This is a genomic window from Rhodococcus sp. 06-235-1A (assembly GCF_002258785.1).
In the GTDB taxonomy this organism is placed as follows: Bacteria; Actinomycetota; Actinomycetes; order Mycobacteriales; family Mycobacteriaceae; genus Rhodococcoides.
Map to the genome: position 1 here is coordinate 19,326 of NZ_NOYI01000002.1, position 13,231 is coordinate 32,556.

The following is a 13,231-nucleotide window of genomic DNA, read 5'->3' on the forward strand; positions in this document are numbered from 1 at the left end:
GACTATGGGCGGTGAGCGACGCGTAGTGCGTCGGTCACCGCCCGTTTGTCGTACAGGAGGAGTGTCAGGAACCGTCGGCAGTCCCGTGCCGACTGCTTCGCTTGTCCATCCGGGGCTTGCCGTCGGCGTCCACCGCCGAGAACACCTCGGTGTCCGCCTCGTCGTGCTCGGCGGCCCACTGTGGCTCAGCTCTGTTGGGCTCCGCGTTGCCTGCGTTGCCTGCGTTGACCAGCTGGCGGTCGTGTGCCCGTTCGGCGTCGGACGCCGTCAACTTCTTCTTCGCCTCGCGGTTGACGATCAGCCGACCCACGAACACCGCAATGCTGGCGGTCACGAAGATGGTGAGAACAGTGAATGCAGCACCGGACGTGAGCTCGAAGATCAGTCCGTTCTGACCCAGGCTGAAGTCGACGAAGAAGTCGACGATCCAGCTCAGTAGGCCACCGAGGAGTCCACCGACGACGGCCGCCTTGAGCCAGACCATCGTCAGGTCCTCGCCGTTGTCGGGGTCCGGATGCTTGCGACGATCGCGAACTCCGTCGATGCCGGCCCACACGATGATCACGAGCAGCACCAGGGCGTACGCCACCCAGCGCAACGCCGATCCGCTCAGCGGCCACATCGACACTGCTGCCCCCAGCAACAGTCGAACGACGACGTTGAACAATCCCATACCTATGCCACGCACTGCCCACCCAGTCATGCGGCACAGCATATCCGCACGTCGGGCAATTGTGTGTCAGGGCCCACAAAGTTCCGGTCGGATCCGTCCGGCCGGAGTCGGGCGGAACGAGCAGTAATGTCGAACGCATGCCTGCTGATTTCGGTGCCCGTCGTGGTGCCCTGCGAGAACTGTTGGCCGCCGACGGCCTCGATTCGATGTTGATCACCGATCTGCTCAATGTCCGATACCTGACCGGATTCACCGGCTCGAATGCCGCGTTGCTGGTCGCGGCGGCCGATTCTGCAGGGGACGAGGATCGGACGGTGATCTGCACCGACGGTCGATACGTCACTCAGGTGGCGGAGCAGGTGCCGGATCTACGCGCCGAGATCGACCGGGCATCCGCCGTGCATCTACTTCGCACGGGTGCGCCCGGGAGCGGTGGTCGAGTGGGTTTCGAAAGCCACGTGGTGACGGTGGACGCGCACCGAGCGTGGTCCGAGCTCGACAGCGCTGTGGAGTTGGTGCGTGCACCGGGTGTCGTCGAGTCGTTGCGCATGGTCAAGGACGAGTTCGAGGTGGGGTTGCTCAGGGACGCGTGCCGCGCTGCCGACGATGCCCTTGCCCAATTGGTGAGCGGTGGCAGCATTCGCGCCGGTAGAACCGAGCGTGAGGTGGCCCGCGAACTCGAATCTGCGATGCTCGACCGCGGTGCCGATGCGATCTCGTTCGAGACCATCGTTGCTGCCGGGGCCAACTCGGCGGTCCCGCATCACCGGCCCACCGATGCGGTGCTGGCCGACGGCGACTTCGTCAAGCTCGACTTCGGTGCACTCGTCGGCGGCTACCACTCGGACATGACTCGGACCTTCGTCATCGGGACTCCCGCGCAGTGGCAGCGCGATCTGTACGAGCTGGTGCAGCGGTCGCAGACGGCCGGTCGAGAAGCGCTGGCACCGGGAGTGACCACCGCCTCGGTCGACGCGGCGTCGCGCTCGGTGATCGAGGATGCGGGGTACGGGGAGTACTTCCTGCACGGGCTCGGCCATGGCGTGGGCCTGGAAATCCACGAAGCGCCGGGAATCGCGAAGACGAGCACCGGTACACTGCTGAGCGGTGCAGCGGTCACCGTCGAGCCGGGTGTCTACTTCTCCGGTCGCGGCGGCGTTCGGATCGAGGACACACTCGTCGTTCGCGACGGGGGTCCGGAACTGCTCACCCTGACAAGCAAGGAACTCACGTCCGTCTAGCGCGCGGGCGGGAGCGAATCCCGCACGTGACCGACGGCGCGTCACGCGCACAAACGATTGAGGAGACGCGAAGCAAGTGGCTTCCACCAGCGATTTCAAGAACGGACTGGTTCTCAACCTGGAGAACCAGCTGTGGTCGATCATCGAATTCCAGCACGTCAAGCCCGGCAAGGGACCCGCATTCGTGCGGACCAAGCTCAAGAACGTGCTCTCGGGCAAGGTCGTAGACAAGACGTTCAACGCCGGTGTGAAGGTCGAGACCGCAACGGTCGACCGACGCGACATGACGTACCTGTACCACGACGGTAGCGACTACGTGTTCATGGACGCCGACACCTACGACCAGCTCTCGATCGGTGAGGCCACCGTCGGTGACGGCGCACGCTTCCTGCTCGAGAACCTGCGCGTTCAGGTCGCCATGCACGAGGGCGTTCCGCTGTACGTCGAGCTCCCCGTCACCGTCGAGCTCGAGGTCAAGCACACCGATCCCGGCCTGCAGGGCGATCGATCCACCGGCGGCACCAAGCCTGCGACCCTCGAGACCGGTGCCGAGATCTCGGTGCCCCTGTTCATCAACACCGGCGACAAGCTCAAGGTCGATTCGCGTGACGGCAACTACCTCGGGCGTGTGAACTCCTAACGTGTCATCGAAGAAGTCGACATCCTCCGCCTCGCAGAACGGTGCGCCCGGTGCGAAGAAGCTGGGTGCGCGTCACAAGGCGCGCAAGCGTGCGGTGGACTTTCTGTTCGAGGCGGAGGCGCGCAACGTCGATCCGGTGAACCTCACCACCGAGCGCATCGAACTCGCACGGGGCGACGACACCATTGCCCCGGTCAGCGACTACACCTCAACTCTGGTCGAGGGCGTCGCGGAGAACCTGGATCGACTCGACGGCGTGATTGCCGATCACCTCAAGGATTGGACGCTCACCCGTCTGCCTGCGGTCGACCGGGCAATCCTTCGGGTCGCGGTGTGGGAGTTGTTCCATGCCACCGATGTACCGCCGGTCGTCGCCGTCGACGAGGCCGTCGAGCTGGCCAAGCAGTTGTCCACTGACGATTCGCCCGGCTTCGTCAACGGCGTGCTGGGTCAGATCGTGTTGGTCGCGCCGCAGGTCCGTGCCGCGGCTGCGGCGGTATCGAGCCGTACGCAGACCGACGCGCCCGATGCAGCGCCGGTCGACGCCGAGCAGTGATCGGACGTTCGACGCACGTGTGACCGAACGCTCTGCGAGCCTGCTTCTCCTGGTTCGCAGAGCGTTGCTAGGCTCTACGCAGCTGTTGTCAGACATCCTTTAACGATCCGTCCAGAGAGGCGGAGAAGGAGGTCGTAGTTTGCCTGCGCCCGAAAGCTCGTCCGCGAACTCTGCCGTTCGCGAATTGCTGTCCTCGGCCGATGTGGGACGCACCATCTCCCGCATGGCCCACCAGATCATCGAGAAGACGGCCCTCGACGCCGCAGACTCGCCGCGCGTCGTCCTGCTGGGCATTCCCACTCGCGGTACCACCCTGGCCGAGCGCCTCGCCGAACGCATCGAGGCGTTCTCCGGCGTGCGGCCCCCGCTGGGGTCTCTCGACATCACCCTGTACCGCGACGATCTGCGGAACAAGCCGCACCGCCCACTCGAGCGGACGTCGGTCCCGGTCGGCGGCGTCGACGACGCGTTGGTCGTCCTGGTCGACGACGTGCTGTTCTCGGGCAGAACGGTCCGCTCCGCGCTCGATGCGCTGCGTGACCTCGGTCGTCCCCGAGCGGTTCAGCTGGCGGTCCTCATCGACCGCGGCCACCGCGAACTGCCCCTCCGCGCGGACTACGTGGGCAAGAACGTCCCCACTGCGCGCACCGAGGACGTCTCGGTGTTGCTCTCCGAGCACGACGGCCGCGACGGAGTCAGCCTGTCCGAGGGCGAGGCAGCTCGATGAAGCATCTGCTCTCTGTCGCCGACCTCACCGTCGACTCGGCCACCGAGCTCCTCGACGAAGCCGAACGCTTCGAGCAGGCTCTCCTCGGCCGCGAGGTCAAGAAGCTGCCCACGCTGCGCGGTCGTACGATCATGACGGTCTTCTTCGAGAACTCGACGCGCACTCGCGTCTCGTTCGAGGTGGCAGGCAAGTGGATGAGTGCGGACGTGATCAACGTCAGTGCCAGCAGTTCGTCGGTGTCGAAGGGGGAGTCGCTGCGCGACACCGCGATGACGTTGCGCGCTGCCGGAGCCGACGCCCTCATCGTTCGACACCCGGCATCGGGTGCGGCACACCAGATCGCCCAATGGACCGCCGATCAAGGCACCGGCCTCGATGGTCGTTCCGGAAGCTCGACTCCTGGCCTCGATGGTCGTTCCGCAGGCTCCACTCCTGGCCTCGATGGTCGTTCCGCAGGCTCCACTCCTGGCGGTGGTCCTGCGGTGATCAATGCCGGTGACGGCACTCACGAACACCCCACCCAGGCCTTGCTCGATGCTTTGACGGTTCGTCAGCGTCTGGGAACCATCGCCGGCCGTCGGATCGCGATCGTCGGCGACATCCTGCACAGTCGGGTAGCGCGCTCGAATGCGATTCTGCTGGCCAAGCTCGGTGCCGAGGTAGTGCTCATCGCACCGCCCACTCTGCTTCCCGTCGGAGTGAGCGGCTGGCCGGTGCGGGTGTCGCACGACATCGACGCCGAGCTGCCCGGGTTGGACGCGGTGCTGATGCTGCGAGTCCAAGCAGAACGAATGAACGGCGGCTTCTTCCCCTCCGCCCGGGAGTACTCCATCACGTACGGGCTGTCGCAGCGCAGGCTGGAACTGCTGCCGGAGCACGCCGTCGTGTTGCACCCCGGTCCGATGCTGCGCGGGATGGAGATCGCGTCCTCGGTGGCCGATTCTCCGAAAACTGCAGTCTTGCAACAGGTTACGAATGGAGTTCACGTGCGGATGGCGGTGCTGTTCCGATTGCTGGTCGGTTCGGACGGGGGTGCTTCATGACTGCATCCACTACCTCGGTTCTGCTGCGGGGCGTCCTGCTGTACGGCGAGGGCTCCGAAACCGACGTCCTGATCACCGGTGAGGCGATCGCTGCGATCGGCTCGGACCTCGACGCCGACGGTGGCGAGGTGGTCGACGCCCGTGGTCAGGTTCTGCTGCCCGGTTTCGTCGACATGCACACGCACCTGCGCGAGCCCGGCCGAGAGGACACCGAAACGATCGAATCGGGCTCGGCAGCAGCGGCTCTGGGTGGCTACACCGCCGTGTTCGCGATGGCGAACACCGACCCGGTGGCCGACTCGGTGGTGGTGACCGACCACGTGTGGCGTCGGGGACAGGAGGTCGGCCTCGTCGACGTCCACCCCGTCGGAGCCATCACCGTCGGATTGAAGGGCAAGCAGCTCGCCGAGATGGCCACGATGGCTGCTGGAATCGGCGGAGTGAGGATGTTCTCCGACGACGGCCACTGCGTCGACGATCCGCTGATCATGCGTCGGGCATTGGAGTACTCGAGTTCTCTCGGTGTGCTCATCGCTCAGCACGCCGAGGAGCCCAGGCTGACGGTCGGTGCCGTCGCGCACGAGGGGCCGAACGCGGCCCGGCTCGGACTCGCGGGCTGGCCGCGCGCGGCAGAGGAATCGATCGTCGCACGGGACGCGCTGCTGGCCCGGGACGCCGGTGCACGAGTGCACATCTGCCATGCGTCCACCGCGGGAACCGTCGAGTTGATGAAGTGGGCACGCGGACAGGGCATTTCGATCACCGCCGAGGTCACTCCGCACCACCTGCTGCTGGACGATTCGCGGCTCGAGACGTACGACGCGATCAACAAGGTGAACCCGCCGCTGCGTGAGAAGTCCGATGTCGAGGCCCTGCGCAAGGGCTTGGCCGACGGTGTGATCGATTGTGTGGCAACCGATCACGCTCCGCATGCCGAACAGGACAAGTGCTGTGAGTTCTCGATCGCCCGTCCCGGGATGCTCGGGCTCGAAACCGCACTGTCCATTGTCGTCGACACGATGGTGACTCCCGGTCTGCTCGATTGGCGGGGTGTGGCGCGCGTGATGAGCGAGCGTCCTGCGCAGATCGTCGGACTTGCCGACCAGGGCCGGCCGATCGAGGTGGGCGAGATTGCCAACCTCACCGTGGTCGATCCGGACGCGAGCTGGACGGTCTCGGGCAAGAAGCTGGCCAGCGTCGCACACAACACGCCGTTCGAGGACATGACCTTCTCCTCGAAAGTGACCACGACGGTGTTGCGTGGACGAATCACCGTCCGCGACGGCGCAGTAGCAAACAGAGGCTCAGTGGCGAACAGAGCGGGAGAGTAGCGCCGTGGACAGAGTTCTCATCGTCATCGGATTCGTCCTGTTCTGGGCACTGATGATCGCGCTGATCTTCTGGGGTTGGCGAGGCCGGCAGAAGCGTCAGGAAGATCGCATCGGTGAATTCCCGGCCGTGCCGGACGACCTGGGTGCCACCCACATCGAGCCGACCACCGGCCTGTACGTCGGCAGCACCATCGCGCCGAGCTGGCAGGACCGGATCGCCGTCGGCGACATCGGCCACCGCGCTACCGGTGAACTCTCCCGATACGAGAAGGGAATTCTCCTCGATCGGAACGGCGAATCTCCCATCTGGATCCCGGCGGACTCGATTCGCGCGATCCGCACCGAACGCGGGTTGGCAGGCAAGGTCATGACCAAGGACGGTCTCCTGGTCATTCGCTGGGAGCTCCCGACGGGGACCGAGATAGACACCGGCTTCCGGGCCGACGACAAGCAGATCTACCCGGTGTGGACAGCGAGTTCCACCGGAGAAACCAAGGAGGAAACCGCGTGAACAGCGCAGTTCTTGTTCTGGAGGACGGCCGAACATTCCGCGGCACCACATTCGGCGCACAGGGGCGCACCCTCGGCGAGGCCGTGTTCTGTACCGGAATGACCGGGTACCAGGAGACCCTCACCGACCCGAGCTATCACCGACAGATCGTCGTCGCGACCGCGCCCCAGATCGGTAACACCGGCTGGAACCAAGAGGACGGCGAAGCCGCCAGTGCCCAGGATCCCAACAAGATCTGGGTCGCCGGGTACGTCGTGCGGGATCCGGCGCGCCGCATCTCGAGCTGGCGCTCGACCGGATCTCTGCAGGATCAGCTCGAAGCCCAGAACGTCGTGGGCATCGCCGGAATCGACACGCGCGCGTTGGTACGGCACCTGCGCACCCGCGGCTCGATGCGAGCGGGAGTGTTCTCGGGCGACGCACTCGGCACCTCGGACGAGATGCTGGCGCAGGTGGTCGGTCAGCCGTCGATGCTCGGTGCCGACCTCGCCGGTGAGGTGACCACGGGAGCCGGCTACACCATCGAGCCGACCGGCGATGCTCGATTCACCGTCGTCGCAGTCGACCTCGGTATCAAGACCAATACTCCCCGGATGTTCGCCGAGCGCGGTATCCGTGTGCACGTGGTGCCCTCGAATACCACCATCGAGCAGGTACTCGAGTTGAACCCAGACGGTGTCTTCCTCTCGAACGGCCCGGGAGACCCCGCCACGGCCGACACCAGCGTCGCCTTGACCAGGCAGGTGCTCGAACGTGAGCTGCCGCTGTTCGGTATCTGCTTCGGCAACCAGATCTTCGGGCGGGCGCTGGGCCGAGGCACGTACAAGATGAAGTTCGGCCACCGCGGCATGAACATCCCGGTGATCGAGCACACCACCGGCCGCATCGCGATCACCGCACAGAACCACGGATTCGCGCTCGAAGGTGAAGCAGGCGAGGAGTTCGACACCGATTTCGGTCGAGCCCGCATCAGCCACACGTGTGCCAACGACGGCACGGTGGAGGGCGTCGAACTGATCGGCGGCAGCGCTTTCTCGGTGCAGTACCACCCCGAGGCCGCGGCAGGCCCACACGATGCCGCCTACCTCTTCGACCGTTTCACCAGCGTCCTTCAGGAGAAGAAGTAATGCCACGCCGCACAGACCTGAACCACGTCCTGGTCATCGGATCGGGCCCGATCGTCATTGGTCAGGCCTGCGAGTTCGACTACTCCGGCACCCAGGCCTGCCGGGTGCTCCGCGAGGAGGGGCTCCGCGTCAGCCTGGTCAATTCCAACCCTGCGACGATCATGACCGACCCCGAATTCGCCGACGCCACCTACGTCGAGCCGATCACCGCGCAGTTCATCGAGAAGATCTTCGCCCGCGAAGCCGAGCAGGGGCACCCCATCCAAGCCGTGCTCGCCACCCTGGGTGGACAGACAGCTCTCAATGCCGCTGTTGCACTGCATGATCAGGGCATTCTCACCAAGTACGGCGTGGAGCTCATCGGTGCCGACTTCGACGCCATCCAGCGCGGCGAGGACCGGCAGAAGTTCAAGGACATCGTCGCCAAGGTCGGCGGAGAGTCCGCCAAGTCGGCCGTCTGCTACACGATGGACGAGGTCCGGGCGACCGTCGCCGAGCTCGGTTTTCCGGTGGTCGTGCGGCCGTCGTTCACCATGGGTGGTCTCGGATCCGGACTTGCCTACAACGACGAGGACCTGACTCGGATCGCCGGTGGTGGGCTGGCCGCGTCGCCATCGGCGAACGTCCTCATCGAGGAGTCGATCCTCGGGTGGAAGGAATACGAGCTCGAGCTCATGCGCGACGGCCGCGACAATGTGGTCATCGTGTGTTCCATCGAGAACGTCGACCCGGTCGGCGTGCACACCGGTGACTCGGTGACCGTCGCGCCCGCGATGACGCTGACCGACCGCGAGTACCAGAAGATGCGCGACCTCTCGATCGACATCCTGCGCGAGGTGGGCGTCGACACCGGCGGCTGCAACATCCAGTTCGCGATGGACCCAGCGGACGGTCGCCTCGTCGTCATCGAGATGAACCCGCGGGTGTCCCGGTCCTCGGCCCTGGCGTCGAAGGCGACCGGGTATCCCATCGCCAAGATGGCGGCCAAGCTGGCCATCGGCTACACCCTCGACGAGATCGTCAACGACATCACCCGCGAGACCCCGGCGTGCTTCGAGCCGACCTTGGACTACGTGGTCGTCAAGGCTCCGAGGTTCGCGTTCGAGAAGTTCCCGGGCGCCGACGGAACGCTGACCACGACGATGAAGTCCGTCGGTGAGGCGATGTCGATCGGACGCAACTTCACCGAGGCCTTCGGCAAGGTGATGCGCTCGCTCGAAACCAAGCGCGCGGGCTACTGGACCGGTCCCGAGGTCGAGGCCGAGAGCCTCGAGGCGCTGCTGCAGGATCTCTCCGTTCCTCAGGACGGTCGGATGTACGGGATCGAGAAGGCCTTCGCGATGGGTGCCACTCTCGAGCAGCTGTTCGAGGCGACCAAGATCGATCCGTGGTTCCTCGATCAGTTCCAGCAGATCCACGAACTCGGCGTGCAGGTTCGCGAGGCTGCCGAATTCGACGAGGCGCTGCTGCGGCAGGCTAAGTACCACGGCCTGTCCGATCGCCAGATCGCGGCTCTGCGCCCCGAACTCGGCGGCGAGGACGGCGTGCGCGGCCTGCGCGACGAGCTCGGTGTGCACCCGGTCTACAAGACGGTCGATACCTGCGCGGCCGAATTCGAGGCCAAGACGCCGTACCACTACGGCACCTACGAACTGGACCCCGAGGCCGAGTCCGAGGTCACCCCGCAGCCGGACCGCCCCAAGGTGCTCATCCTGGGCTCGGGGCCCAACCGGATCGGTCAGGGCATCGAGTTCGACTACAGCTGTGTGCACGCGGCACTGACGTTGTCCGAGGCCGGCTACGAGACGGTCATGGTCAACTGCAACCCCGAGACCGTCTCCACCGACTACGACACCGCGGACCGCCTGTACTTCGAGCCGCTCACGTTCGAGGACGTGCTCGAGGTGTATCGGGCCGAGGCCGCGTCGGGGACCGTGCGCGGCGTCATCGTGCAGCTGGGCGGCCAGACTCCACTGGGACTGGCCAAGAGGCTGAAGGCCGCAGGCGTCCCGATCGTCGGAACATCGCCCGAGGCAATCGATCTGGCCGAGGATCGCGGCGAATTCGGCAAGGTGCTCGATGCCGCGGGCCTTCCGGCAGCGAAGTACGGCACCGCGACCACGTTCGACGGCGCCCGCGAGATCGCTGCAGGAATCGGTTACCCGGTGCTGGTGCGTCCTTCGTACGTTCTCGGCGGACGCGGCATGGAGATCGTGTACGACGAGGCCTCGCTCGCGACGTACATCTCCAACGCGACGGAGATCTCGGACGACCGTCCGGTGCTGGTCGATCGATTCCTCGAAGATGCGGTCGAAATCGATGTCGACGCGCTGTGCGACGGCACCGAGGTCTACATCGGCGGCATCATGGAACACATCGAGGAGGCCGGTATCCACTCCGGCGACTCGGCGTGCGCGTTGCCGCCGATCACGCTCGGGAAGACCGACATCGAGAACGTCCGACGGTCCACCGAGGCTCTCGCGAAGGGCATCGGCGTGCGCGGCCTGCTCAACGTGCAGTACGCGCTCAAGGACGACATCCTGTACGTCCTCGAGGCCAACCCGCGCGCGAGCCGGACGGTTCCGTTCGTCTCCAAGGCGACTGCCGTACAGCTCGCGAAGGCCTGTGCCCGAGTGATGCTGGGGGAGAGCATCGCCGAGCTGCGGACCGCAGGCATCCTGCCCGAGACCGGGGACGGTGGCACCGTCCCGGCCGGTGCCCCGATCGCAGTGAAGGAAGCGGTGTTGCCCTTCAACCGGTTCCGTCGTGCGGACGGAACCGGAGTGGACACCCTGCTCAGCCCGGAGATGAAGTCCACCGGCGAGGTGATGGGAATCGACTTCGACTTCGGCACCGCATTCGCGAAGAGCCAGACCGCTGCGTACGGCTCGTTGCCTGCCGGTGGCGCGGTCTTCGTGTCGGTTGCCAACAAGGACAAGCGGTCGCTGATCTTCCCGGTCAAGCGACTCGCGGATCTGGGCTTCACCATCCTGGCGACCGAGGGGACCGCAGATGTCCTGCGGCGCAACGGAATCAAGTGTGAGCAGGTGTACAAGCAGTCGGGTGAGGATGTGCCCGAGGGGGAGCGGACGATCGTCGACCGCATCCTGGCAGGCGACATCGCCATGGTGATCAACACTCCGTACGGAAACTCCGGCCCTCGCGTCGACGGGTACGAGATTCGTAGCGCCGCGGTGGCGCAGAACATTCCGTGCATCACCACGGTGCAGGGCGCGTCGGCTGCCGTGCAGGGCATCGAAGCCGGTATCGCCGGAGGAATCGGTGTTCGCTCGCTGCAGGATCTGCATGCCGGGCTGAAGGAAGGTCTGGTTCTGCCATGAGTCACCGGAGTTGGTCGGATCGGGTGCGTTCGGCGGTCGCGGCGCGCGGTCGACTGTGTGTCGGCATCGATCCGCATCCGGCTCTGCTCGAGGCCTGGGACCTGCCACGGTCGGCGGACGGTCTCGAGGTGTTCGCCGAGCTGTGCGTCGAGGCGTTCGTCGGCGAGGTGTCGATCGTCAAGCCTCAGGTGGCGTTCTTCGAGGCGTACGGATCTGCCGGGTACGCGGTGCTCGAGCGCACCGTCAGTGTGTTGCGCGACGCGGGCACGCTGGTGATCGCCGATGCGAAGCGCGGCGATATCGGCACCACGATGGACGCGTACGCCCAGGCCTGGCTCGAACCCGAGTCGCCGTTGTCGTCCGATGCCGTCACGGTGTCGCCGTACCTGGGTTTCGATTCCCTGGGGGAGACCGTCGAGCGAGCGGTACGACACCAGCGTGGTCTGTTCGTGCTGGCTCGGACCTCGAACGCGGAGGGGACGGGCCTCCAGCAGGCTGCGACGTCGAACGGCGCCTCGGTGGCTCAGACGATCGTCGACGCGGCAGCTGCGCGCAACCGCGTCGATGCCGACACGGTGGGGATCGTCGTCGGCGCCACTCGTGATCATGGTCTCGATCTGGCGAACTACACCGGTCCGATCCTCGCACCGGGTCTGGGGGCACAGGGAGCGACGATTGCCGATCTCGCGGAGATCTTCCGCGATTCGCGTGAGCTGTTGCTGCCCAACTCCTCTCGCGGTGTCCTTGCCGCTGGCCCGTCGGTGACGGCGTTACGCGACGCGGCGACGCGACTGCGTGACGAGATCGAAGCCGGTCTCGCGTAGTCGATGCTTCGGCGCTTCGGCGCTCGGGGCCGAGTTAGCGATGCACGCGGGTCGTCGGTACGGTCGCTAACGCTGCCGCAGAACAGCCCGGGACAGACCTCGCCGATTGCCGATGGTCGGAGCCGCGGTCCGTGGCGGTGAATTACCGATGGTCGGCGTACCGATCGAGATCGATACGCCGTATCGCCCAGAACGAGAAGACGGAGGAACCGACAATGGCCCTTCCCCAGTTGACCCCCGAGCAGCGCGCCGCTGCCCTCGAGAAGGCAGCTATCGCGAGGAAAGCGCGCGCCGAGCTCAAGGAGCGTCTCAAGCGCGGTGGCACCGATCTCAAGCAGGTGCTCAAGGATGCCGAGACGGACGAGATTCTCGGAAAGATGAAGGTGTCCGCGTTGCTCGAGGCCCTGCCGAAGGTGGGCAAGGTCAAGGCCGCAGAACTGATGACGGAACTGGAAATCGCGCCCACCCGTCGACTGCGTGGTCTCGGGGATCGGCAGCGCAAGGCGCTGTTGACGAAGTTCGATTTCGAGGCCTGACGACGGTGAGTGACACTGCGGCGACATCGGCTCCGGCGACCGAGCGGGGCCGGTTGGTGGTGCTGTCCGGCCCCTCCGGCGTCGGCAAGTCCAGTGTCGTTCGGCTCGTGCGCGCGGCGCTTCCCGAGCTGGTCTTCAGCGTCTCGGTCACGACGCGATCGCCACGGCCGGGCGAGACCGACGGTCAGGACTACCACTTCGTGTCGGCCGACGAGTTCGACCGGATGATCGCCGACGGTGAGCTCCTCGAGTGGGCGAGCATTCACGGTGGTCTGCAACGATCCGGTACTCCGGCCGCGCCGGTGAACGCTGCATTGGAAGCCGGTAGCCCGGTGTTGCTCGAGCTCGATCTGGCCGGTGCCCGCGCGGTGCGGGTGTCCAAGCCCGAGGCTCTGCTGGTGTTCATGGCCCCGCCCACGTGGGACGATCTGGTCTCCCGCCTGGTCGGCCGCGCGACGGAGGAGAGTGCGGCTACCGAGCGTCGGCTGGAGACCGCACGGGTGGAATTGGCCGCACAGGACGAGTTCGACACGGTGGTTGTCAATACCGATGTCGACCATTCGTGCGAACAGTTGGTATCCTTGTTGGTCGGTAGGTCGTCGGTCGGCAACAGTTGACCAGTTTCACGGCGCACGAGGCCCCGACCAGCTAGTTCGTAGCACCAACGATGCAATTTCAGGA

General features: G+C 65.7%; 13 protein-coding genes. 12 read left to right on the plus strand and 1 reads right to left on the minus strand.

The features are described 5' to 3' along the window. Positions 1-64 precede the first annotated feature (64 nt). Complete coding sequence (locus CH275_RS00170) at positions 65-703, minus strand: B-4DMT family transporter (protein ID WP_094674120.1); 639 nt, start codon at positions 701-703, stop codon at positions 65-67. 107 nt (positions 704-810) lie between these two features. Here CH275_RS00170 and CH275_RS00175 point away from each other — a divergent pair, with 107 nt between their 5' ends. From CH275_RS00175 to gmk, 12 genes are all read left to right on the plus strand, one after another. Then, positions 811-1,914, plus strand: a complete 1,104-nt coding sequence (locus CH275_RS00175; RefSeq protein ID WP_094674122.1) for a M24 family metallopeptidase — start codon at positions 811-813, stop codon at positions 1,912-1,914. A 76-nt stretch (positions 1,915-1,990) separates the two neighbouring features. Continuing rightward, a complete protein-coding gene (gene efp, locus CH275_RS00180) occupies positions 1,991-2,554 on the plus strand; it encodes an elongation factor P (protein ID WP_027496978.1) in 564 nt (187 codons plus the stop codon). A gap of 1 nt (position 2,555) precedes the next feature. After that, positions 2,556-3,110 (plus strand): transcription antitermination factor NusB, encoded by a 555-nt coding sequence (gene nusB, locus CH275_RS00185; RefSeq protein ID WP_094674124.1) that lies wholly within the window; start codon positions 2,556-2,558, stop codon positions 3,108-3,110. A gap of 139 nt (positions 3,111-3,249) precedes the next feature. After that, entirely contained in the window at positions 3,250-3,837 is a 588-nt protein-coding gene (gene pyrR, locus CH275_RS00190; protein WP_094674126.1) for a bifunctional pyr operon transcriptional regulator/uracil phosphoribosyltransferase PyrR, read from the plus strand. Further along, positions 3,834-4,880 carry an aspartate carbamoyltransferase catalytic subunit gene (locus CH275_RS00195; protein ID WP_094674128.1) on the plus strand — a complete coding sequence of 349 codons (1,047 nt, stop codon included), beginning with the start codon at positions 3,834-3,836 and terminating at the stop codon, positions 4,878-4,880. Before pyrR ends, CH275_RS00195 begins: the two co-directional genes overlap by 4 nt. After that, on the plus strand, positions 4,877-6,211 hold the full coding sequence (locus CH275_RS00200; RefSeq protein WP_094674130.1) for a dihydroorotase: 1,335 nt from the start codon (positions 4,877-4,879) through the stop codon (positions 6,209-6,211). Before CH275_RS00195 ends, CH275_RS00200 begins: the two co-directional genes overlap by 4 nt. 4 nt (positions 6,212-6,215) lie before the next feature. Further along, on the plus strand, positions 6,216-6,722 hold the full coding sequence (locus CH275_RS00205; RefSeq protein ID WP_094674132.1) for a PH-like domain-containing protein: 507 nt from the start codon (positions 6,216-6,218) through the stop codon (positions 6,720-6,722). Continuing rightward, positions 6,719-7,849, plus strand: coding sequence for a glutamine-hydrolyzing carbamoyl-phosphate synthase small subunit (carA, locus tag CH275_RS00210; protein ID WP_094674134.1), 1,131 nt, complete (start codon positions 6,719-6,721; stop codon positions 7,847-7,849). Before CH275_RS00205 ends, carA begins: the two co-directional genes overlap by 4 nt. Further along, positions 7,849-11,190: a carbamoyl-phosphate synthase large subunit gene (carB, locus tag CH275_RS00215; protein ID WP_094674136.1), complete on the plus strand. Its 3,342-nt coding sequence runs from the start codon at positions 7,849-7,851 to the stop codon at positions 11,188-11,190. Before carA ends, carB begins: the two co-directional genes overlap by 1 nt. Next, positions 11,187-12,014 carry an orotidine-5'-phosphate decarboxylase gene (gene pyrF / locus CH275_RS00220; protein WP_094674138.1) on the plus strand — a complete coding sequence of 276 codons (828 nt, stop codon included), beginning with the start codon at positions 11,187-11,189 and terminating at the stop codon, positions 12,012-12,014. Before carB ends, pyrF begins: the two co-directional genes overlap by 4 nt. Positions 12,015-12,229: 215 nt before the next feature. Then, entirely contained in the window at positions 12,230-12,550 is a 321-nt protein-coding gene (gene mihF, locus CH275_RS00225) for an integration host factor, actinobacterial type (protein WP_027496987.1), read from the plus strand. Between the two features lie 5 nt (positions 12,551-12,555). Then, the gene (gene gmk, locus CH275_RS00230) at positions 12,556-13,167 is read left to right on the plus strand and encodes a guanylate kinase (RefSeq protein WP_094674140.1); all 612 of its coding nucleotides are present in this window, start codon (positions 12,556-12,558) and stop codon (positions 13,165-13,167) included. Positions 13,168-13,231 lie beyond the last annotated feature (64 nt).